At 59.7% G+C, this 20,775-nt stretch carries 19 protein-coding genes; 2 read left to right on the top strand and 17 right to left on the bottom strand.

What is annotated here, in order from left to right; genetic code table 11:
• Positions 1-36 precede the first annotated feature (36 nt).
• The 11 genes from IMW82_RS02935 to IMW82_RS02885 all read right to left on the bottom strand — a co-directional run bounded on the left by IMW82_RS02935 (position 37) and on the right by IMW82_RS02885 (position 12,371).
• Positions 37-576 (bottom strand): hypothetical protein, encoded by a 540-nt coding sequence (locus tag IMW82_RS02935; protein WP_235645280.1) that lies wholly within the window; start codon positions 574-576, stop codon positions 37-39.
• The gene (locus tag IMW82_RS02930; protein WP_015447600.1) at positions 569-2,917 is read right to left on the bottom strand and encodes a heavy metal translocating P-type ATPase; all 2,349 of its coding nucleotides are present in this window, start codon (positions 2,915-2,917) and stop codon (positions 569-571) included. Before IMW82_RS02930 ends, IMW82_RS02935 begins: the two co-directional genes overlap by 8 nt.
• Before the next feature lie 205 nt (positions 2,918-3,122).
• Positions 3,123-5,171, bottom strand: a complete 2,049-nt coding sequence (locus tag IMW82_RS02925; protein ID WP_015447599.1) for a DUF4396 domain-containing protein — start codon at positions 5,169-5,171, stop codon at positions 3,123-3,125.
• Between the two features lie 94 nt (positions 5,172-5,265).
• The gene (locus tag IMW82_RS02920; RefSeq protein WP_015447598.1) at positions 5,266-5,718 is read right to left on the bottom strand and encodes a DUF411 domain-containing protein; all 453 of its coding nucleotides are present in this window, start codon (positions 5,716-5,718) and stop codon (positions 5,266-5,268) included.
• A gap of 2 nt (positions 5,719-5,720) precedes the next feature.
• Positions 5,721-6,836 carry a c-type cytochrome gene (locus IMW82_RS02915; RefSeq protein ID WP_015447597.1) on the bottom strand — a complete coding sequence of 372 codons (1,116 nt, stop codon included), beginning with the start codon at positions 6,834-6,836 and terminating at the stop codon, positions 5,721-5,723.
• Between the two features lie 11 nt (positions 6,837-6,847).
• Positions 6,848-8,107 (bottom strand): copper resistance protein B, encoded by a 1,260-nt coding sequence (locus IMW82_RS17790; protein ID WP_015447596.1) that lies wholly within the window; start codon positions 8,105-8,107, stop codon positions 6,848-6,850.
• Positions 8,104-9,882: a copper resistance system multicopper oxidase gene (locus IMW82_RS02905; protein WP_015447595.1), complete on the bottom strand. Its 1,779-nt coding sequence runs from the start codon at positions 9,880-9,882 to the stop codon at positions 8,104-8,106. The genes IMW82_RS17790 and IMW82_RS02905 overlap by 4 nt, the downstream gene beginning before the upstream one ends.
• Positions 9,883-9,995: 113 nt before the next feature.
• Positions 9,996-10,403, bottom strand: a complete 408-nt coding sequence (locus tag IMW82_RS02900; RefSeq protein ID WP_157769707.1) for a hypothetical protein — start codon at positions 10,401-10,403, stop codon at positions 9,996-9,998.
• Positions 10,404-10,461: 58 nt separating this feature from the next.
• The gene (locus IMW82_RS02895; protein WP_015447594.1) at positions 10,462-10,791 is read right to left on the bottom strand and encodes a hypothetical protein; all 330 of its coding nucleotides are present in this window, start codon (positions 10,789-10,791) and stop codon (positions 10,462-10,464) included.
• A 111-nt stretch (positions 10,792-10,902) separates the two neighbouring features.
• Positions 10,903-11,211 (bottom strand): hypothetical protein, encoded by a 309-nt coding sequence (locus IMW82_RS02890; protein WP_015447593.1) that lies wholly within the window; start codon positions 11,209-11,211, stop codon positions 10,903-10,905.
• On the bottom strand, positions 11,208-12,371 hold the full coding sequence (locus IMW82_RS02885) for a site-specific integrase (protein WP_015447592.1): 1,164 nt from the start codon (positions 12,369-12,371) through the stop codon (positions 11,208-11,210). Before IMW82_RS02885 ends, IMW82_RS02890 begins: the two co-directional genes overlap by 4 nt.
• A gap of 167 nt (positions 12,372-12,538) precedes the next feature.
• Between IMW82_RS02885 and IMW82_RS02880 the strand changes: the two genes are divergently transcribed.
• Positions 12,539-13,555 carry a DNA-binding protein gene (locus tag IMW82_RS02880; protein WP_015447591.1) on the top strand — a complete coding sequence of 339 codons (1,017 nt, stop codon included), beginning with the start codon at positions 12,539-12,541 and terminating at the stop codon, positions 13,553-13,555.
• Positions 13,556-13,735: 180 nt separating this feature from the next.
• Here IMW82_RS02880 and IMW82_RS02875 read toward each other — a convergent pair whose 3' ends face one another.
• The 3 genes from IMW82_RS02875 to IMW82_RS02865 form a co-directional block, all read right to left on the bottom strand.
• Positions 13,736-14,038 (bottom strand): PepSY domain-containing protein, encoded by a 303-nt coding sequence (locus IMW82_RS02875; RefSeq protein WP_015447590.1) that lies wholly within the window; start codon positions 14,036-14,038, stop codon positions 13,736-13,738.
• A gap of 319 nt (positions 14,039-14,357) precedes the next feature.
• Positions 14,358-14,744: a hypothetical protein gene (locus IMW82_RS02870; RefSeq protein ID WP_211003822.1), complete on the bottom strand. Its 387-nt coding sequence runs from the start codon at positions 14,742-14,744 to the stop codon at positions 14,358-14,360.
• 113 nt (positions 14,745-14,857) lie between these two features.
• Positions 14,858-15,169, bottom strand: a complete 312-nt coding sequence (locus IMW82_RS02865; protein WP_211003821.1) for a DNA-binding protein — start codon at positions 15,167-15,169, stop codon at positions 14,858-14,860.
• A gap of 3 nt (positions 15,170-15,172) precedes the next feature.
• Here IMW82_RS02865 and IMW82_RS02860 point away from each other — a divergent pair, with 3 nt between their 5' ends.
• A complete protein-coding gene (locus IMW82_RS02860; protein ID WP_211003820.1) occupies positions 15,173-15,631 on the top strand; it encodes a hypothetical protein in 459 nt (152 codons plus the stop codon).
• Positions 15,632-17,067: 1,436 nt separating this feature from the next.
• Here the strand turns inward: IMW82_RS02860 and IMW82_RS02855 are convergent.
• From IMW82_RS02855 to IMW82_RS02845, 3 genes are all read right to left on the bottom strand, one after another.
• Positions 17,068-18,057 (bottom strand): hypothetical protein, encoded by a 990-nt coding sequence (locus tag IMW82_RS02855; RefSeq protein ID WP_211003819.1) that lies wholly within the window; start codon positions 18,055-18,057, stop codon positions 17,068-17,070.
• A gap of 172 nt (positions 18,058-18,229) precedes the next feature.
• Entirely contained in the window at positions 18,230-20,101 is a 1,872-nt protein-coding gene (locus tag IMW82_RS02850; protein WP_211003818.1) for a hypothetical protein, read from the bottom strand.
• On the bottom strand, positions 20,098-20,775 hold the full coding sequence (locus tag IMW82_RS02845; protein ID WP_211003817.1) for a hypothetical protein: 678 nt from the start codon (positions 20,773-20,775) through the stop codon (positions 20,098-20,100). Before IMW82_RS02845 ends, IMW82_RS02850 begins: the two co-directional genes overlap by 4 nt.

Here is a 20,775-nt window from a genome sequence, read left to right as displayed (position 1 = left end):
GCGACGCCACGTACGTCAATGCCTCGACGTGTCAGATCAGATCAGGAGTGAGCAGAACAACAATATGGGCGGAGGTGGTGGCGCGCGCAAATGCCCGATCCGTTGGAGCGCGCGATTCGATGGCAGCGTAACGGCCGCGACCGATATCAGCATCGGCGGCATGGCCGGCAATGGGCTCAGCGGCACCGACGCCGTGTGCGCCTCAACCTGCGTGGCGTGCTCGGGCACGCAATGTTTCTGGCACAACGGGCTGGCGGGGGTATCCTGATGCTGCACACAGCCGTCGTCCATGCCCGGCATCGAGTTTACCAACGCGGTCGCCGTCGCCGCTTCGGGCACAGTCGGACAGATATAAGCAGCCAGTGCCGTCTGCTGCCAAAGCATCAGCAGCGTCACCAGCCAGAACAGGCGGCGACGTGTGGTGCGATGCATGCGGAAAGGACGGGCCATGGACACCACTTTATCTCGGATAATATCAAGGTTTCCTTGACTTGAATCAACTACGGATTGTCCGTCGACCGGCGAAGGCATTGCGCCGGGTTCGCTCCGCTCGCCGGCGTTGGTCATTTCAGCCATGCCGCTTTCGGCCCAGCCGCAATGCGTTGGCAACCACCGACACGGAGCTCAAACTCATCGCCAAAGCGGCGATCATGGGGCTGAGCAGCAGGCCAGTCAGGGGGTAGAGCACGCCGGCCGCGACCGGTACACCCAATGCGTTGTAGAGAAATGCGAAGCCCAGGTTTTGCTTCATGTTGGCGACGGTGTCGTTGGAAATCGACCGTGCCCGCACGATGCCACGCAAATCGCCTTTCACCAGTGTCACCTGCGCGCTCGACATCGCCACATCGGTACCGGTGCCCATCGCGATGCCGACATCGGCGCCGGCAAGCGCGGGTGCGTCGTTGATCCCGTCGCCCGCCATCGCGACCCGATGGCCCTTGGCTTGCAGCTGCTGCACGAGGTCGATCTTGTCCTTTGGGCGAACCTCGCCATGGACTTCGTCGATGCCCAAGGTGCGTGCAACCGCATGGGCCGTGGTGGCGCCGTCGCCGGTGGCCATCACGATTTTCAGGCCTGCATCGTGCAGCGATGCAATGGCATCAGCGGTGGTCGCCTTGATCGGGTCGGCGACCGCGAGCAGGCCAGCCAGGACACCATCGACCGCCAAATACATCACGCTGGCACCGGCTCTGCGCAGCTTCTCGGCCGGAACGGAAAGAACGGTGGCATCGACTCCGACCTCGTCCATCAGCGCGGTGTTGCCGATCGCCAGCGTGGCGCCTCCCACCTTGCCGCGCACCCCGATGCCGGTGGACGACTCGAAGCTCTCCGGCGTCTCCAGTGCCAGGCCACGATGGCGGGCTTCCGCGACGATCGCGTCGGCCAGCGGGTGCTCGCTGCCCTGGTCGAGGCTGGCCGCAAGGCGCAGCACCTCATGCTCAGTGAACCCTTTGGCCGCGAGTGCGGTATGGAATGCCGGACGTCCCTCGGTCAGGGTTCCGGTCTTGTCCACGATCAGGGTATCGATCTTGCGCAGGTTCTCGATCGCCTCGGCATCGCGGAACAACACGCCTTCCCCGGCGGCACGGCCGGTCGCCACCATGATCGACATCGGTGTGGCCAGTCCCAGCGCGCAGGGACAGGCGATGATCAAGACCGAGATCGCGTTGAGCACCGCGAACGTCCACGACGGTTCCGGTCCAAACAGCCCCCACACGACAAAGGTGGCGACGGCAATCGCCAGGACCGCCAGCACGAACCAGAAAGCCACCTTGTCAGCCATGCGCTGCATCGGTGCGCGTGAGCGTTGCGCCTGGGCGACCAGTTGCACGATTTGCGACAGCACCGTCGCCGAACCGACCTTCTCCGCCCGGATCACCAGGCTGCCAGTGCCGTTGAGGGTCGCGCCGATCACGCTGGAGCCGATGGACTTCTCGACCGGGACGGGTTCGCCGGTCAGCATCGACTCGTCGACAAGGGAGCGTCCCTCGATCACTTCGCCGTCCACCGGCACCTTTTCGCCCGGGCGTACCCGCAGGCGATCGCCGACGTGAACGTTGCCGAGTTCGACATCCTCCTCGCCGCCGTCGTCGCGCAGGCGGCGCGCAGTCTTTGGCGCCAGCCCCAGCAGGGCTTTCAGGGCAGTCGAGGTCTTGGAGCGGGCACGCAGTTCGAGCAACTGCCCAAGCAGAGTCAGCGAAACGATCACCGCGGCGGCTTCGAAATAGACACCCACGCGGCCATGTTCGTGAAACGACTCCGGGAACACGTCCGGTGCGAGGGTGGCAACGATGCTGTAGCCGAACGCCGCGCCAACGCCGATGCCGATCAGGGTCCACATGTTGGGGCTCAGGTTGCGGACCGACTGCACGCAGCGAACGAAGAACGGCCAGCCTGCCCACAACACGACTGGCATGGTCAGTACCAGTTCGATCCAGGTTCGGGTGTTCACCGGCAACCGGGGTAAGTAATGGCCGAACATCGCCAGCACGAGCACCACCAGCGTCGCCGGCAAGGTCCACCAGAAGCGACGGCTGAAATCACGCAGTTCGGGTTGGTCCTCGTCGTCCAGCCCCGGCATTTCCGGCTCCAGCGCCATGCCGCAAATGGGGCAAATGCCGGGATCTTCCTGGCGTACCTGCGGATGCATGGGGCAGATGTACATCGTTCCCGCCGGTGCCTCCGCGGAGGCGTCATCGGGCTGCCCGGACAGATATTTGGCCGGATCAGCCACGAAGCGCTCCCGGCAGCGCGCCGAACAAAAGTGGCGCGTTACTCCTTGATACTCGGCGTGGTAAGCCGTTTGATTCGGATCGACTCGCATGCCGCAGACCGGATCAAGCGCGGTTGTCGCCGAGCCGGGATGGGCGCCGTGTCCGTGTTTGTTGGCGCCCGTGTGGTGATGGCGAGTGTTCATGTAGCCTCCCATGACGATGGCAATGGATTGACGTCGATTGATGTGCAAGCACGTGTAAGCGGCGAGGTGGATGTGGTGTCAATCGTGGGCGGCTCGACGACATGGGGCGGAACGCGGTCACAGGCGGCGCCATTCCCGAGGGATGCGGCCGGCAGGCCCGGAACGAGGATCTCGTGCCTTCGGGCGTCACGGCCAAAAGTCGCTCTTACTGTGGCGGCATTGGCAACGAATGTCCGTTGGCGTCGAGCACATCGAGCACCATCATCAAGCCGCCGCCGCCTTGCTGCTCCTGGTTGTTGTTGGTCGTATGGTGCGGGATATGGCAGTGCACCAGCCAGCGTCCCGGTTTGCGCGCGGTCCAGATCACGTCGTAACGCTGTCCGGGGCCGACATTCACGGTGTCCGCCTGGAACTGCGCATCCTTGGGTAGGTCAACGCCATCGCGTGCGACCACGGTGAACGGCCCGCCGTGGATATGCATGGGATGCACGAAATTGGTGTTGCTGCCGATGAAGCGGATCTTGATCGTTTCGCCCACGCGCATTTTTACCGTATCGGTCGACGGGTAGGCCTTGCCGTTGATGGTGAAGTAGTTGGGTAGACCGCCTTCCATGTTCATCGCCGGATAGGTGATGCCGTCACGAGCCAGCCATTCCTGCAGCAGGAGGGTGTACTCGTGGTCGGCTTTCACTTCTTTCGCCGGATCGGCCGCCGCCGTTACCTCTTCCGGCGGCAGGTGCAGCGCCGCGAGGCGCTTGAGGTTCTCCAAGTTGTGCGTGGGACGCACGATGAGTGCGCCGTAGAGGCCCAGGCTTTGCTGGCGATCCGGATGATCGTGTGAGTGATAGAAGTAGGTGCCGACCTGTGGCACCACATAGTCGTAAGTGAACGTGGCGCCGGGCGCGATAGGCTTCTGCGTGACCATGGCCGGGCCGTCCATCGCGTTGGGCACGATCAATCCATGCCAATGTAGCGTGGTTGATTCCGGCAGATGGTTGGTGACCACGAAGCGCACGTGATCGCCTTGCTCCAGCTCGATGCGTGGGCCGGGCACCTGGCGATTGACCGCATAAGCGTTCACCGGTCGATCGGCGAGGATGCTCCACTGGATCACTTCGAGGTTGAAGTGAAACACCTTCACCCCCTCGACGATCTGCGGCTGCAGCAGTTGATCGCCTTGGGCAGCGACCGGTGCGGTGTACACGCTGGTACGCGGATCGATACCTGCCATGTCGCGCATGGTCGCGGCCGGGGTTTCCTGGGTGGTGATCATGCCCGGCGGCATGATCAGCTTGCCGACCTCGTGCGCGGACAACCGCATGTTGACGAAGGCGGAGGGTAGCGTCATGCCGGCGATCAGCATCAGGCTGGTGAAGGCAGTGACCGCGATGAGCTGCGCGCGGGTCGGCGTCTTGCCGCCGCCGTGCATGCCGTGGCCGGAGGACGCGTCGTGCATTCCATGCTTGCCGTCATCCTTTCCCGTGACCGCCGACATTACGTGATCGGCGGGCATCGACGCCATCGCGCCATGATCGTGCGACGCGCTCGTCGATGCCTGCGGCCGTTCATCGTGCTGGGGAGGGGCATCGTCGCGCACCGTCATCAGTCCGTGCTTCATGCCGCGCGACACCAGCCACACGTTGACTGGATAGGTCACCGCATAGCCGGCCGTAACGCCCAGCGACATCACGAACCAGAACAGCGGCTCACCCGGCCACATCGCGCGCATGTCGCGCCCCATCATCAACAGCACCATGACCGGCGCCATACCGGCCATCATCGCGTTCATCGAGATGAATTCGGGCATGAACGACTTGCGTACATTTTCCAGATACGACCCGCCCATCATCTTGCGCATGAACAGCGACTGGAAAATCAGCAGGCCAAACAGGAAGCCGGCGGCGTATTCGACGATCAGATCGGCCCACATCGGTAGGCCAATCAGCGAAACCACCACCGCGGCGAGAATGATGCCGGTCGCATCACCAGCGACACAGTGCACGGCCGAGCCTGCGCCCTGTTTCCACAGCGGCTGTACAAACGCTTCATGCGTACCCGGTGTCGGCTCCTTGTCCGCCATCACGTAGAGCAACAAGCCGATCGGCCCCATGTACAGCGTGATCAGTACGAAGCCCCACTTCATGACCGTGGGTTCGGGATTGCCGCGGAACTGATCCCACGCCACATAGATCGCCGAGAGCACCGCAATGGCAAGCCACGCGTAGACAAAAATATCGATCGGCTGCAGGAGCATCGTCACTCTCCGAACCGTACAGAGAGGTCAGGAATCGGTATGGCGCGATCGTGGCCGGCACACGAACGGGCGGTTCGTCCACCGGCCACGGCGATCACGCTTTCGGACCGTGGGTGGCAAAGACGCGGGACGATCCATCCCGGCCGATCAACACCACGTCATAGCGTTCCGGCGCACCCATCTCCATGCCAGGCGAGCCCATCGGCATACCCGGTGCCGCCAGGCCCCGGGCGTCAGGGCGCTCGGCGAGCAGGCGCTGAACATCTTCCACCGGCACGTGACCCTCGATCACATAACCATCGATCAGCGCGGTGTGACAGGAGACGACATCGGCCGGCACACCAAGCCGTGCCTTTACGCTCGCCATCGGCTGGTCCTGGTGCACGGTGACGGTGTAGCCCTGCGCGCGCATGTAATCGACCCACGCGTCGCAGCAGCCGCAGGACGGGTCGCTGTACACGTCCAACGCGTTCGCGGCCATCGCCGCCGGCGCGAACAGCACGGCAAACAGCAAACTGATGCCCATGCGGGAAAACCATCGCTTCATCGTCATTCTCCTGCTACCGGGGTGGTTTGCCACTGGATGGACACGATCTTCCAGCTGTCGCCATCTTTTCTGAGGTTGAGCATCTCGCGGCTGCGCAGCGTGGTCGATTTGCCCTTGACCGTGGCCTGGATGTCGCTCTCGCTACCGACCATGGCGGTGTCGCCCATCGGCATTGAACCCAGCGAGACCGGGGTGATCTTGGCACTATTCAGGAACGCGATGTCCTCGCCCAAGTGACCAGCCGCGTAGGCGTCACGCGTCTGGACATGGCCGCCTTCGCTGATGGTGACATTGGGAGCCAGCAAAGCGAGTACGGCCGCCCGATCGCCGTGCTGCAAGGCCGCCTGGAACGCCTGTGCCACGGCCTCGGCCTCGGGTGCCGCCTTCGGCTTCATGCCCTCCAGCGAAAGCGGGGCTTCAGCCGCGGGCGCGGCGGCCGCCGCATGACCGTGGTCATCTCCCGCAGCCGCGCCATGGCTGTGACCGGCCTCACCGGACATGTCCATGCCTTCCATGTCGGCAGCACCGTGGGCGTCCTCATCGGCGGCCTCACCGTGGCCATGGCCACCGTCCTCTCCCATATGCATGTCCTCATCCGGCGGGGCCTTGGCAACCATGGCTTTGTATTGCGCGGGCGTCATGCCCGGCAGTTTTTCGATGAACGCGACCATGCTCCAGATAGTGGGGTCGTCGTGACCGGGCACCATGCCCCAAGCCGGCATCCCGCTCATCTTGATGCCGTGCTTGATGATCCAGAACGCATCCTTCGGATCGACCCTTACCTGCGACAGGTTTGGCGGTAGCGGGTACAGGCCTTGGCGAAGCTCCGAGTCCTTCATCCCAGGCTTGAGATGACACTGGGTGCACATCGCCGCGTACAGGCCGGCCCCTTTCAAGATCAACTGCTCGTCATTGAGGTCGGGTACCACGATGTCTTTCGAGCGGGCATGGATGGATTGCTCTCGCAGGGTCTGCATTACCGCGAACACCGGCTTGGTGTGGTGGTCGTCAGCACCGATGTTGTAGAGGCCGGAATACACAAACGCACCGGCGCCGAGGGCAAGAACGCCCAGGACAACGGCAACGGTAATGCTGTGATGCTTGATGTGCTGTTTCATGGTATTTCCCCTTAGAACCAGAGTCGGACGCCGGCCACGATCTGCCGGTCGAGAATGGGTTGATGATCCTGGCGTGCGTAGTCGGCCGTGGTGCCGATGCGGCGCACCCAGTTCACCCCGATGTAGGGCGCGAACTGCCGGCGAATCTCATAGCGCAGCCGCAAGCCGAACTGGACGTCGGACACGCCGCTACCGATCCGGCGCTGCGGATCGTTCTTGCCGTAGAGGTTGATTTCCGCTTCCGGCTGCAGGATCAGGCGCTGGGTGAAGAGCATTTCGTAGTCGGCACGCAAGCGTGCCGCCGTGCGACCGGAAGCCCCGACGTAGCCCGTCGCCTCCACCTCGAACCAGTACGGTGCCAGGCCCTGTACGCCGAAGGCCGCCCACGTGCGTTTGGGGCCTTCACCCAGATCCTGCCTGGCACCCAGCTGGGTGCTCCAGTAGGTAGCGATGTTGTGGTTCCAGAACGCTTCAAGGTCGCCGTCTTCCAGCTTGCCGCGGCTACGCTCGCCTTCGGTACGTACCCACAACTTATTCTCGTCGTTGCCATACCAGCCTTCGGCTTCCCAGCTCTGGCCATTGGCATCGCGACCGTGGAACGCTTCGAGCTGATCGATCAACAGCATGCCCAACGACGCGTTGTCAGCCATGTCCATGCCCTTCATGGAACCGTAGCCGACGCCATCGGAGTAATCGGGGCTCCGTGCGTTAGGCGGCGGACTGCCGCCCTGCATGGGGCCCATCGTCATGCCAGGCATCGCGGCCATGCCAGTCATGTCGCCTTGTCCCTTTGGGGGCGTCGCGCTGTGATCCATCCCTTGCATCGCTCCCGGACTCATGCCGGGCATCGATGAATGATCCATCCCGGGCATGTCGCCGACGGGGGCTGCCGATGCGGCGGGCTTGGCCGGCATCGGCATGTCCGACATCGTGCTGTGGTCCATGTTTGGCATGGTGCTGTGATCCATGCCCTTCATGCCGTCCATAGCGTGGGAAGCCGGTGTCGGGGCAGCAGAGACGGGTTTCTTCTTGGCTTTCTTGGCGGGCGCTTTCGTGGCCGGTTTCGCGGCGCTACTGGCGGGAGCCGGCATCGTCATACCGGCCATGCTGCCGTGATCCATGCCCGGCATCGAACTCATGTCCATCGACGAGGTGCTGCTGGACGCGGGCGCGCTCTGCGCCGTAGCAGCCAGCGGCAACGCCAGCAGCACTGCAGCCAGCCATACCGAGCGGTGCGGAGCGGTTGAGGTGTTTCGACGATTCACTTTCATGACACCACCACCTCGCGGAACATGCCAGCTTCCATGTGGTACAGCAGGTGGCAGTGGTAGGCCCAGCGGCCGGGATTGTCCGCCGACACGGCATAGGTGATGCGCTGCGCCGGCTGCACGTTGATGGTGTGTTTGCGTACCTGGAACTGGCCTTGCGGATTTTCCATCTCGCTCCACATGCCATGGAGGTGTATCGGGTGGTTCATCATGGTGTCGTTGACCAGCACGATGCGCAGCCGCTCGCCGCTGTTGAAATGCACCGGCTTGGCATCGGAGAACTTCACGCCGTCGAACGACCAGATGAAGCGCTCCATGTTGCCGGTCAGGTGCAACTCGATCTCGCGAGTGGGCTCGCGTGCATCGATCGGGCCGCCGATCGTGTGCAGGTCGGCGTAGGTCAGCACCCGGCGACCGTTATCGCGCAGGCCGATGCCCGGATCGTCGAGGTTGGTCCGCGGCATATCCACGTGCATGTCGACACCGGGGCCGTATTCCGTGCGGGCGTGCCGCACCACGGGAGGCGCAGGGTCGGTCATGCCTGGCATCGCACCATGATCCATGCCGGCCATGCCCTGCATGCCACTCATGCCCGACATGCCTTGCATGCTGCCGTGACCGGAACCACCCATCGCCATCGCGCCCATCATGTCATCCATGGCGAGCCACTGAATGGGATCGGGCTTGGGCACCTCCGCTTCCATGCCAGCGCGTGGTGCCAGGGTGCCGCGGGCGTAGCCCGAGCGGTCGATTGACTGGGCGAACAGCGTATAGGCGCGTTCCTCCTGCGGCTCGACGATAACGTCATAGGTTTCGGCCACCGAGATGCGGAATTCGTCGACCGACACCGGCTCGATGTCCTGGCCGTCGGCCGAGATCACCGTCATTTTCAGGCCCGGAATGCGCACGTCGAAGATCGTCTGCGCCGAGCCGTTGATGAAACGCAGCCGAAGCTTCTCGCCGGGTTTGAAGATACCGGTCCAGTTGCCGGCCGGTGCCGCACCGTTCATCAGATAGGTGTAGGTGTAGCCGGAAACGTCGCCAAAATCGGTCGGATTCATGCGCATCTCGTTCCACATCTTGCGCATGGCCAGGGCTTGACTCAGGCCTTTCTCGCGCACATCGCGGAAGAAATCCGGCACGGTGGGCTGGGCGAAGTTGTAGTAGTCGCTCTGTTTCTTAAGCTTGGCGAAAATCCGTTCGGGATTTTCGTCGGTCCAGTCGTTGAGCATCACCACATAATCGCGATCGGTGGGATGGCGATCGGGGCCGGCGGGTTCAATCACCAGCGGGCCGTACAGACCCGTCTGTTCCTGGAAACCCGAATGCGAGTGATACCAGTAGGTGCCGGACTGACGCACCTTGAACTGATAGAGGAAGGTTTCGCCGGGCGCAATGCCATCGAAACTGATGCCGGGCACGCCATCTTCCTGAAACGGCAGGATGATGCCGTGCCAGTGGATCGAAGTCGGCACGCGCAGTCGGTTGGTCACGCGCAGGTTCACCGTGGTGCCTTCCTTCCAGCGCAGGATCGGGCCAGGGATGCCGCCATTGACCGTGGTGGCCAGACGCGTGGCACCGGTGTAGTTGACCGGTGTTTCGGCGATATCCAGCGCGAAGTCGGTGCCGCTCAGCACCGTGGGGTGACCGGGGTTGGTCAATGCCCAGACGTTCGAGGGACGCAGCAGGCCCAAACCGGCCACAGCGCCGCCGATGGCGACACCCTGGACGAAACGTCGCCGCGACAAATCTGCAGGGGGCGGGGAAAACAGGTTCATGGACTCTCTCCAGGGCAGGCGGTACCGATCATGCCGATACCGATCACAGCCGATTGCTGGCAATCATCGACACACGACGATCGCCAGCAAAGCTCATCAGAAACGAGGGAGAGTCAGACCGCCGGTGGTCGCAACGGAGGGGCGGTATTCAACGAGGGCGCGCTACGGGGCAGCGGCATGGCGTAACGGGCGGTGATCGCGGCCGAGACCAAAGCCACAGCCGGCTCGGGTGGCATGGTGGTGCTGCACATCGCTGCACAATTACAGGTGTGACCGGTCATGCCGCCGCAGCAACCTGCCTGATCGTCGCAACAGGGTCGGGCTGCCTTGTTGGCGGCTACGTGGTGATGACAGTGTTCACTGACCGCCGCAACCGTTGTGTGCATGGGATGGGAATGAGGCATTCCCGTCATGCCCATCGGTGCAGCGGCCAATGAGTTGATGACCAGCATCAGCCACGCCAGCATGCCCATCGCCCGGAGGCGACGTGAACGGGCGAGCTGACGCAGCGAGAAGGTCATATGGCGAGCATACCCGTGCGACCTGGCACCCTCAACTCTGGAGGTGGGTTCAGATGATTCACGGCTTGCTGAAGCCCATATGCAACGTGATCTTGTCTCCGGCTTTCAGGCTGGCCATGGCGGACGGTGGGAAATGCACCTTCAAAGCCATACCTTCGGTCGTCACATCGACCACACCGGTCTTTGCATCCGCCGCCGTCACGGTCGCTGGCATCTTGTGCATACCCATCATGTTGCCGTGCATACCCTTCATGTCCGAGTGCATGGCCCCCATTTTGTCCATGCCGCTTGCGGGCGTGCTGTCCTGAGCCACGGCGACACCACTTAGGGCCAAAGCGAGCACCAGAGAGCCAAACGTCGAAAGTAATGATTTGCGTGAAATAGTCATATCGCTGTCCCAACGATGAGTTGCCAGACGCAACGGTGAGATCGTGTGCCCATTCGTGTTAACGGAAGTTGAAATTCCTGGCGATAGTTCACTCTGCTTCGGGCCATCTGCTTACACCTTCAAATAATCCTCACAGGCCACGATGAGTTCGCGTACCTCGGGTGCGGCGGCATCAGGGCGGCTCAGAAGTATGGCGCGCAGCTGCGAAATCTGATCGTTATTAGGGATCAACTCCGACGGACTTTCCCACATCCAGTCGACCACGATGGGTAGAAGTTTGGCGGCAGAAAGAGTGGCTACTTCATGCCGGGACGGGACATACATACCTGCACGGAAAACCGGGCTATTCAAGCCATGGCTTTCCCGGGCGGACTTGAACGCACTGTCGGGCATGCCAAAGCGATCGTCGGGGTCAGTCATGGCACGTCTCCTGGGGGAGCGGATGTCTCGCTGCGTGTTTTCGTGGTGCTGGCATGCCGTGCATCTTCTTCCGCATGAATGTAGATCGACGTCGTGCCAATAGAGCTGTGGCGCAGGTTCTGTTGGATGTGGTGAATCGGTGTGCCGTCCTCGGCTTGGTGCGTGGCGGCTGTATGCCGCAGCCAGTGTGTTGATGCCCGCCGCAGACGCGTGGCTTTGGCACAATCCTCCTTTTGCAACGTATCGGCCACGCGTCGGAAGGCGTCCTTGACGATCTGGTAGACCGCGGTAGACGTCAACGGAGACGGCCTTCCGGCGATACCGAGAATGGCCGGTATCTTGCCCTCCATCGCAGGTATTGGTGGCAATCCATAAAAGCGTCGATAGCGTGCGAAATCCACCATGAGACCATCGCTCAGCGGAATCGTGCCCTCAACGCCGCCTTTGCCCACGGTGTGTAGCCACCACCGCCCACGGAGTTGTTGGAAATCACTTTCGCCGGTGGCCGCCGCTTCGGCGGCCCGCAGTGCGGTTTCATAGAGGAAACGAAGGATCCACCGAACGCGTTCGTAGCGTTGCCGCTCCCTCGAAGTGTCTTGCGGCCAGCCATCGACGATCCGCAGTACGTCCTCCCAGAGAGCGCGGTCCAGATAGCGCTCGATGGTGCGCCGGGTTCCGCGGCGCGCCCGTCGTCGCTGCAGCACAAACGGACTGCCAGCGAGATAGCCGGCGCGTACGAGATAATTAAACAGTCCCGCCAGAATGCCCAACGCTTGGCGGCGGCTGCGCTCGGCCAACGGACCGACGAAGAGTCGCCGATGCTCACCGCGACGCGCCAGGCCGTCGTCGCACCAGGTAGCAGGCGGATGCGCGAGGAAGGCTTCGTAGGCGATCACGTCCTCGCGGGTGAGGCTCGACACCGGCTTGCCCCGTACTTGCGTGGCCCAGAGCAACAGCCGCTCGGCTTCTTTGTGGTAACTGCGGAAGGTATGTGGCGAGTCGTGATATTCCGCCAACCACAAGCCGATCGCGGCCACGTCGTCGTTGGCCGCAATCTGCCGCGCCACGCTGGCCGGTGCGCGATTGGTGCCGACGCAACCGGACAGGGCGGGCGGCAAGGCTTGGGGCAACGCCAAAAGACTCACTATCAGCTCAGTCATGCTTTCCAATGTCCCACGCCACGGAATATGCAGGGTATCGTCAAAAGACTTTCGATTATAGGAGTTATCGTAAATTTCTAGGATTAATCGTTATATATATAATGTAATACTGTGATATACATCTATCGTCACTTCAAAAATTGACCCTCCGAGCGACTGGAAATGCCATGAGCCGCATCAGTGACACCCGCCAACGTACCCGCGAAGCCGCTGCGCAGCTCGTTGCCGACGGGAAGCGGCCCCACGAAATCACCGTCGATCAAATCTACGCCGCCATCCAGCAAGGCAGCCGTACGACGATCAATGACGAGCTAAAACTGTGGAAAGGCGATCGCACGAAGGTTGACGCCCTCGGTGCTGATCTCCCGGCCGCCGTGGCCGATGCCATGGAGGCTCTGTGGGTAGCCGCTGTCGAGCAGGGCCAAGCGGTGTTTGCCGAACAGAGTGGCGCCTTGGAAACTGCCTTGGCGGAGGCCGACCAGCAACGGAATGCAGCCGCGCAAGAGCGCAACATAGCACTGGCGACGGTGGCAGCACTGAGTGAACAATGTGAAACACTCCGGCATCAAGTCGCCGCGCAGCAAGCGCGAGCAGAGACTGAGATTGGCGCGAAGAACCAAGCTCTCCAGGATGGGCAGGAACTACAACAAAGACTCATGGCTTTGCAGGCTGAAACCGCTGAACAAATCGAACGTATCCGGCGAGCTCAAACCGAGCAGGCTGAGGAGTTCCAAGCCTTGATAGCGAGTCGGGATGCGGCTTTTCAGGCCGAACGCGATATAGCGAGCGGACGGCTGGAAGTCGCCCAAGCCCGAATGCTGCAGGAGATCGATGCAGCTCGCGAAGGTCAGCGCCGCGCAGAACAGCAGGCCGGCAAAACGCGAGAGCGGCTGGAGCAACAGCAGGCCAGTTTGGCGGAGCTGCGCTTGGAAGCAGGACATCACCGTCGTGAACTGGCCGAACGTGATACCCGCTTAGAGGCATTGGCCGCTACTGTCGCGGATCGCGATCGGATGGCGGTCGAACTGGCCGCGGCTCGCGGGCAATTGGATGGACTGGGAACGGCGATGCGATCGCTGGAAACTCGGGCGACCACGGCCGAATCGCGTATCAGTGCGCTACTGGCAGAACGGATGTCGCCAGCAATGCCTCGGAAAAAACAGGGCAAGCAGCGCGACGCGTAGGCCTCGTTTGAGGCCTACGCGTCGATTTTACCCATTTCCGGGCACGGTCCCTTCGTGAGCTGCAGCAAGTTCGATCAGCAAAAAGCCACTTCGACTGCGCGGCCGGAGCGGCCTCGGATCACTCCGTGTTGGGGCTCGCTTCAAATTAATGTCGCTGGCCGGATGCCGGCCGGCTGAGGATTAATCGTTGCCGTTGTCGATGGAGTTTTCCAAAATCTTGCCGTCTTTGGCGTCTACCCCGATCTCGTGAGTAACACCGGCTGCGGTGATGTCGAAGGAATAGCGCAGGCCGCTTCCGCCCGACTCTTTTTCAAGTTCTTCCTTGACAATCTTTCCGGGAGAAGCTTTCAGGGCGATGCTACGCGCCTCGGCCATCTTGACGTGGGCCTGTGCCGCCAGATCTGCAGGAGTAGCGGCGGCGATGGTTGAAAACGCCATGGCACACAGTGCAAGGGACGAGCTGACGAGCAGGGACTTGCGCATAATTGGTTCTCCAGAATTGAGGTTGTTGGTACCGAAACAGCTCCTCGCGAAGTGTTTGGCAGGCTCAGATTGCTTGTTTGCTCTTAGCTGAGCCTTACCTAGTTAGACGCCCCGTGAGATTTCGTTCAGGTGCATGCACGCTCCGGGAGTTGTTCAGCGTAAGCCGCCGGTTCCGTAACCCACATCGCCATGCTGATCGGGTGACAGCATGTTCGGCGTTTTCGATGTGCAGCCGCGATTCGCAGCAATTCTTCGATGTTGCTAATTTTAGCTGAGTTGAGCTAATTCAATGGAACAGAACCTTAGACGCTACAGTTACTTAGATGTGTTTCTGCGAAAATTTCCAGAATCCCGGCCATACCTCAGCCACGCCCTCCGGGAAGATCTGGTCCAACAGCGGGATCGCTTGCAGGCGATGGCTGATCGGCAAACGGGCGAGATCGAGGCCCTTCAGGCCGATAAGGCCGCTCGCCTCATCGCCGCGGATCAAGAACGGGAGCGCACCGCGGCGCACATTCGAACCGTCGAGGATCGCGCGCATCAGGAAGTCGACCGCGCCCGGCAAGAGGCCAAGCAGTGGCAGCAGCGCCTCGAAGCAGCCGAGCGAAGCTATCGCGAGGCGCTTCAAGGGCTTGAGGCACGATGCGAAGCGTCGCAGCAACAGTCGCAGAAGGCCGAGAAGGAAGTCGCGCGTCTCTTGGGGCAAGTCTCGGCACTCGAAACTTCCCTAGCCAAGGCCACCGCCAGCCTGAAGACGAAGCGAGCTCCTCGATCGGCCAAGTCTTCGAAGGCCGCCAAGGCCCAAACGAAGTAAGGGGATCAACCGAGGAAGCCCGCCGAGTAGGAGTTGAGGTACGCGAGGACGTCGTCTGTCCGGCCCGCTTCGATCAATTCCCACGCGGTCTTCTGGCGGAACACCGACAGCGGCTCGTTGAGGAGCCACGCGATGGGAAACTCGGCCTCGCCGAAGGCCTCCTTGGCGGCATTCAAGACGTCGACAGTGTCACGCAGAAGAGCCTGCACGCGCGGCGATTGCGGGTGCGCGGTGAGGAAGCTCCGGTGGACGCCTGCGGCAGATGCCAAGTCATCGAGCGAGAGCCCCAGTAATTGAGCGACTTTGCTTGGGGACACAATATGACTGCCGGGCGTGTCTTGGAAGTGGAAATCGGTCAGGGAGATCACCCTCAGGATTTGGTCAATAGCCTGTTGACCAATTGTGCAACAGCTTGTTGCACATTTTCCGTGGAGCTACTTGGTGGCGGTTTGTTGGCCCAAATATGCGGCAGCTTGTTGGTGGACCCATACTGGCTTTTGAAATACGGGCCGGCGAATTCGCGGCGGTTTGTCAGCGCGGACGGCAAGAATGAGGCACATCGTTGGTCGGTCAGCGACTATGCGGCAGCTAGTTGGCTGCTGGGAGGCGGTTTCTTAGTTGCTGTTCTGGGCAATAAAAGATCAATAACGGAAGTCATTGTTTTAATAGATGCTAAGCGTGATCTTTCTGCGAAGATCTTTCTTGGCCAGAACAACAAAGGTTTGGCAGCCAAGCAGGGCAGGCATATAAACTTCGGCAGCAAGGAAAGCCAGACATAGAAAGTTTCACAGTGGAAAATGCTGGGAAGAAAATCCTCTGCATTGAGGAATGTTGAGCACTAAAACCTACACAGCGGGGGACGTCGCCTGCTAGACGGGGCGTGTGGCTTTCGCCCAGATGACTCGTATTTCAGCCAGTCGTTTGTCTCTTGTCCGGATCAGGAGCCAGGGCTCTGTTAAATGAGGCCGATTCCTTGTCGAGTCGAATAGAGCGGAAACGTAGCGCGAAAGGATATTACGCACTCCTTCGGCGTAGGCGCGCTTAAGGATCTCGCCAGCCGCGAGCAAAAAGAGTCGTTGGCTCTCTTCGTCAGAGTTGCCGCCAAAGGGCTCAGTCTCATGTAGATGAGAGATGATGAGACGCGCGATCGTTCCCGTAGCCTGGGGGCTTAGCGAGCTGAGATGAACGATACGGCGTTCGCCCACCAGTAAGGGCGGGAGAAATTTAACGTCTGATAGCGGGGCCCGTTTTGCGGGCCTAAACGAGCGATCCGGTTGACGTTCGAGTCCATCGAAGAAAAGGTGAATCTCTGAATCAGTGAGGCTTTCGGGTGGGAGTTCCTCCGCAAGATCGCAGGCTATCTTTACAAAGCCTGACACGTAGGCTCTCGGCAGTTCTATCCCCAGAACCCTTTTCTGAAGCGCGGAGACCTTTGCGAACGAAGAGGGTACATCGGAAAGGTCCCCGGGTCTTTGGGGGCAGGTCATGAATGTTCTACTGCGAGCCACAATCGCATTTTCGGAATGCGTCCCGCAGCATTCACGCCATGATGGTGGCAGCTTGATGGCCGAAGCCAATGCCTGCACATTGGTGGTGCGTGCCTCAGGTGGTAGGAGTTTCCACTGAAGCTTCTCTTCCGCAGCCCAATCGAGATAGTGCTCCAGGAATACCGAAGCCATGCCGTCAGGGCAAAAAGTATTAATGCAAGTAGAAATTTCATCGAAATGGTCATGCCCATTTCGGCACACCAGCAAGGGCTTGTCCGACCCGCTGGTCAGCGAAAGAGGGGCATCGCAAATACTGCACGTCGTTCGAAGCCTGCACCGATGCCAAGGACATCGCGTTACCCACGGGAGCTGTTGAAGGTAAGAATGAAATCCGTGACGTAAACAAACCGGACAGAAGCGAAATGACCAATCCTGCTCAAAGACGTTCTCATCGCATTCGAACGGTAACCAATCCGAGAAGCGCAGCGAGGCCCCCGTGTTGACCCCGATAGATGTTGCGACAGAACGGCGACAGGAGCCAAACGTTAGTCGGAATGACAAATCAACGGCATGCCGATTTCGCAGCGAGAGTCCGGAAAAGAACCCCGATGACGGAATATGGTTAAGACGAACAATGCGAGCGAACGCACCAAATAGCGATATTCCAGGCACGTCTCGCATGTCTCCGCCGACCAAGTCAGTGCAACCCAAGTTGGTTGTGATCATGATTAACGCACCGGATAATAGGATTGTAGAAGTTCGAGTAATCCGCTCCAGACAAGAGCCGCCAGCACTTGTTCTTTGGTGAACTCTCGAAAGCCTAGATCTTGGCCAGCAATGCGCGCAAAGAGGTAGTACACAAATCTGTCAAAGGCCTGCATCGGCCATGGCTCATCAATTGGTAAAGCATGCTGGGTCAGAAGTTCTTCATGTACTTCTCGAATAAGACCTACCTGAGAAGTTACACGGTAGCCGCGTGCCCAAGCACTGGAGGCGAAATGCGCCAGGCACGGGCAGGCTGCTGTCTCGGGGACGAAGTTTCCATGCTGGTACTCATCCAAGGCCATTGTGACATCGCAGCTTTCGAAATCAGGTGCCATATTTTCTTTTGGCCCCCAGTGAAGCCCTGTGAAACCGTGCGCGGCGGAATAAAATCGGCCAACGTGTTGCGATCGAAGCCGATCTTCGATCGACTGTCCTTCCTTGGTTATGGCGTCACTTTGATAATTAAGGATGCAAAAGAGCCTTTTTCCTGCCCGTTCGACCTGATTGTCGATGGTCACCAGATGATCCAATTCGTCAGTCGTGAAACGATTGGCCTCATTAATCACGAACGCAACGATGATTTCCTTTCCGTGCTTGGTACGCTCCAGCAGCAAGTTTCCTGCACGCGCCATGCCCTCCACGCCAGTGGCTGCATGAATGATTCTTTGAGAGTCAGCGCTAAGAACAGAGGCAGAGAAGTAGGTTTCGGTGGCGTTGCCAGGTGTGCCGTAGTCCATTGTAAAGAAGGCCATGGGAAATGGTCGCCAGTCCTTAAGCGCGGCAAGGCAATTTAAAGCCCAGGTCTTTCCAGATCGACCAAGACCGTAGATGGGAAGTCCGCGATCTCCGCGCTCAACGGCATTTTTGCTGTCCTTGGCTATACGATTAATGGGCTCTGTCACGATCATGGGCCTGATTTCCCGCAGCAGGGGATGCCTATTGCTGTCACTCATGTGAGATTTCTCCACGATGTATATCTACCACTCAGGGAGAGGGCCATATACCGCGTCTTGCCCGTTCGGCCGCAACCATAAATATTAAAGGTTCCGTCACCGGATACGCTGGCAGTTCCAATGGCTTCTAATACGGGATAAGCCGTTGAATGGTTTGGCGCTAATTCGTTGGTCATAAGGATTTCCTGCGTGGTCTGAGGTCGACAACTCCCCCGAGGGGCTTCAAGTCGGCCAGACTGGTGAGATGCGAAAACGGAGTCGGCTTGACGGAAGGTGCAGCAGCGTGTGTTCCATGGAGGTTGTTACGCACATAGGCATCCGTCGCCCATTGGAGCTCAGCGGCTTTGGCGCGCACGTAGTCGTGATAGGCGAGCACAGCATTGTCTGTGCCCTCAATCGTAAGGAGGCCGTTTCGGACGCACTTGCAGATTTCCACACGCTGCTTCAAGGTGTGCGGCGTACGCCAAGGCCTCAGCCCGTGAAGGAGAACGAAAAGGTTTCCGTTCGTATCCCAAAGATGCATGTGATGCGCTTCGTCGGCGTAGATGGTTGCCGTGAAGGTTTTGCCAAGGAGGTCATAGCGCTTATTGAGGCTTTTGGCGCGATACTTGCCATAGTCCGACTTCACATACGGCAGAACCCCTTTGTCCTTATTGCCGCGGATGGTCACCTTCATATGGATGGCGAGGATCTCTCTCGCGTGCGCTTCTGTATGTGCCGATTGAGTCGTCCATAGGCCTGCTTTGAGATGGGCCTCAAAAACATCTTTCGGCGTCCTGTTCTGAAGCGAGGGATGAGGAGTGATGTTGTAAGCCGCAGTTTCCACATCGACGAGATCCCGCAATGCGTCAATGAATACGGGATAGTCGCCTCCTGATTTGTCGGAAACCTGAACCTTCTCGCCGCCTCGACTGTTTGCAGGCTTAGATCCCCCGGCAATGAAGTCCAGCACCGCACGTTTGATACGCTTGAAGTACGCTTCGATATTCGGCCGCCCTTCAGGCACACCCGGATAGCCAAGATTGACGACACCAAGCAAATGCTCGCCGAAATTTTTCGTGGTGATCTTCGCGTTGTGAGAAAAGGCATTATCGACTGCGAGGCCCGCCAACCGGAGTATTTTGTCGTAAGTGCCGACCATCGTCGGCATCCATGCGCCGGAAGGATATTTCAAATTTGGCACGATGAGGTCGCGCTTTTCCCAAGGCTTCAAGAGATTCGACAACGCCTCGAGTACGTCCACGAAATCGTAGGATTTGGAAACAATGACATGCGGCGGGAACGCGCATAGGGAGCTGACGTCAAGAGATGCCAGAATCCATATGGCGCTGAGCTTCTTAGCGAGCCATGTACCATCCGGAGTCGGGACGTATCCGTACGAATCGTTATCGATTTTGTGTCCATCAAACTCGACCCGATCCAGCGGAAGAAGCAAGAAGACCTGGTCGAGCCGGCTGATGGTGAAAGTGCCATCCTCATTGATAACCATTTCGCTGTCTTTGAGGGCTTTGCGATAGCGCTTTAACCAGTTGAGGAGAGCTCGCCGCCCTTCGTCTGGCGAATTCAAGGGATAGAAGAGCGCCAGATCTTTCTTTTTGAGATATTTCTTGAATTCTCGAAAGAGATTTTCAAATTTCGGGCTTGGCTCATTGTGAGTGGGAAGCCGCCCTACGTATTTGATGATCAGTGCGGACAATTCCGGGAGCGTTGCTAAGAGATGGTTGAATGCATTAGCTCGTGCGGAGGCTGGCATGGTATTCGTGTCGTGCTGAGGTTTTTGGACGCGAAGGTACGGAATGCACACGCGATATCCATACGGCTTTCCGTCAGGCGCTATCTGTGCTGCGATTTGTACCATCCTCGTGAGCGTGGTGCGATCCACCTCAAAATGCTCTGAAGTTTCTTGAATGCTTGCTCCACTGAAGACGGCGGCTAGTGCGAGCTCTCTTTTCTTGTACTTGGGGCGAATGCCCTCGGGTACGGACGCTTCCTGGAGCCTTTGATATGTTGAGGTCTCGCTGATAGGTGGCACGTTGGTAGTCATGACGGCACTACCTCGCAAATGGCGTTCCAAGAGAAAACCACCTGCTTGGAAATCCTGAGCGAACCGGCATGGATCAAATCGCCGATCACGCAGCCGACATCACCTTGCGGGTAACCTTCCAGTGCGCTGGCGATCTGAGAGGCGCGTACGCGGCCTAGACTCTTTGCGACGTCCATAACCCGTCGTCGCAGTTCGAAGCGGTGCGGCATCCGGACGGCAAGTTGAACGGACGGGAGTAGCCGGTGCCATGACGCCAATTCCGTAGCGCGTTGAAGGAGCTCCGTTTCAAATTCAAATTTTAAGGGTAGGTGCGCTTGTTCGGCGGCCGCTAGAAGGTTTTCCGCTTGGCGATGCCGTCGATGACCCAACGGGGCAGGGCCGATGGCACTGTTGGGGACGAGAAGCGGTAGGTATTCCCTTCCGGAGCGCTCGCGATACCAAAACGCGAACTCGTAGATATCGCCACCGCACTTCAGGATGCGCGGGCGCTCTACATAGCATTCGACGTTAGGATCAAACTCCAGAACCAGCGCGAGCATATAGGTGGCGATATACGCTACCCGAACCCGGCGCATAGCGTGTTTTGGCGAATGAAAGGTATAGACATCCTCGTCTCTAACCTCGCGGTAAGAGAGTTCGCGCGCGGTGTAGGGGTGCAGGGCCGGCGAAGTCAC

The sequence above is a fragment of the Rhodanobacter sp. B2A1Ga4 genome, from assembly GCF_018101315.1.
GTDB classification, from domain to species: Bacteria; Pseudomonadota; Gammaproteobacteria; order Xanthomonadales; family Rhodanobacteraceae; genus Rhodanobacter; species Rhodanobacter thiooxydans_A.
Note: the sequence above shows the minus strand (reverse complement) of the source record. Positions and strands in the feature narration are given on the sequence as shown.

Coding starts and splice junctions, on each gene's coding strand:
- IMW82_RS02935 (WP_235645280.1), bottom strand. CDS start 576: ATGGCTGAAATGACCAACGCCGGCGAGCGGAGCGAACCCGGCGCAATG.
- IMW82_RS02930 (WP_015447600.1), bottom strand. CDS start 2,917: ATGAACACTCGCCATCACCACACGGGCGCCAACAAACACGGACACGGC.
- IMW82_RS02925 (WP_015447599.1), bottom strand. CDS start 5,171: ATGCTCCTGCAGCCGATCGATATTTTTGTCTACGCGTGGCTTGCCATT.
- IMW82_RS02920 (WP_015447598.1), bottom strand. CDS start 5,718: ATGAAGCGATGGTTTTCCCGCATGGGCATCAGTTTGCTGTTTGCCGTG.
- IMW82_RS02915 (WP_015447597.1), bottom strand. CDS start 6,836: ATGAAACAGCACATCAAGCATCACAGCATTACCGTTGCCGTTGTCCTG.
- IMW82_RS17790 (WP_015447596.1), bottom strand. CDS start 8,107: ATGAAAGTGAATCGTCGAAACACCTCAACCGCTCCGCACCGCTCGGTA.
- IMW82_RS02905 (WP_015447595.1), bottom strand. CDS start 9,882: ATGAACCTGTTTTCCCCGCCCCCTGCAGATTTGTCGCGGCGACGTTTC.
- IMW82_RS02900 (WP_157769707.1), bottom strand. CDS start 10,403: ATGACCTTCTCGCTGCGTCAGCTCGCCCGTTCACGTCGCCTCCGGGCG.
- IMW82_RS02895 (WP_015447594.1), bottom strand. CDS start 10,791: ATGACTATTTCACGCAAATCATTACTTTCGACGTTTGGCTCTCTGGTG.
- IMW82_RS02890 (WP_015447593.1), bottom strand. CDS start 11,211: ATGACTGACCCCGACGATCGCTTTGGCATGCCCGACAGTGCGTTCAAG.
- IMW82_RS02885 (WP_015447592.1), bottom strand. CDS start 12,371: ATGACTGAGCTGATAGTGAGTCTTTTGGCGTTGCCCCAAGCCTTGCCG.
- IMW82_RS02880 (WP_015447591.1), top strand. CDS start 12,539: ATGAGCCGCATCAGTGACACCCGCCAACGTACCCGCGAAGCCGCTGCG.
- IMW82_RS02875 (WP_015447590.1), bottom strand. CDS start 14,038: ATGCGCAAGTCCCTGCTCGTCAGCTCGTCCCTTGCACTGTGTGCCATG.
- IMW82_RS02860 (WP_211003820.1), top strand. CDS start 15,173: ATGACTGCCGGGCGTGTCTTGGAAGTGGAAATCGGTCAGGGAGATCAC.
- IMW82_RS02855 (WP_211003819.1), bottom strand. CDS start 18,057: ATGAGTGACAGCAATAGGCATCCCCTGCTGCGGGAAATCAGGCCCATG.
- IMW82_RS02850 (WP_211003818.1), bottom strand. CDS start 20,101: ATGACTACCAACGTGCCACCTATCAGCGAGACCTCAACATATCAAAGG.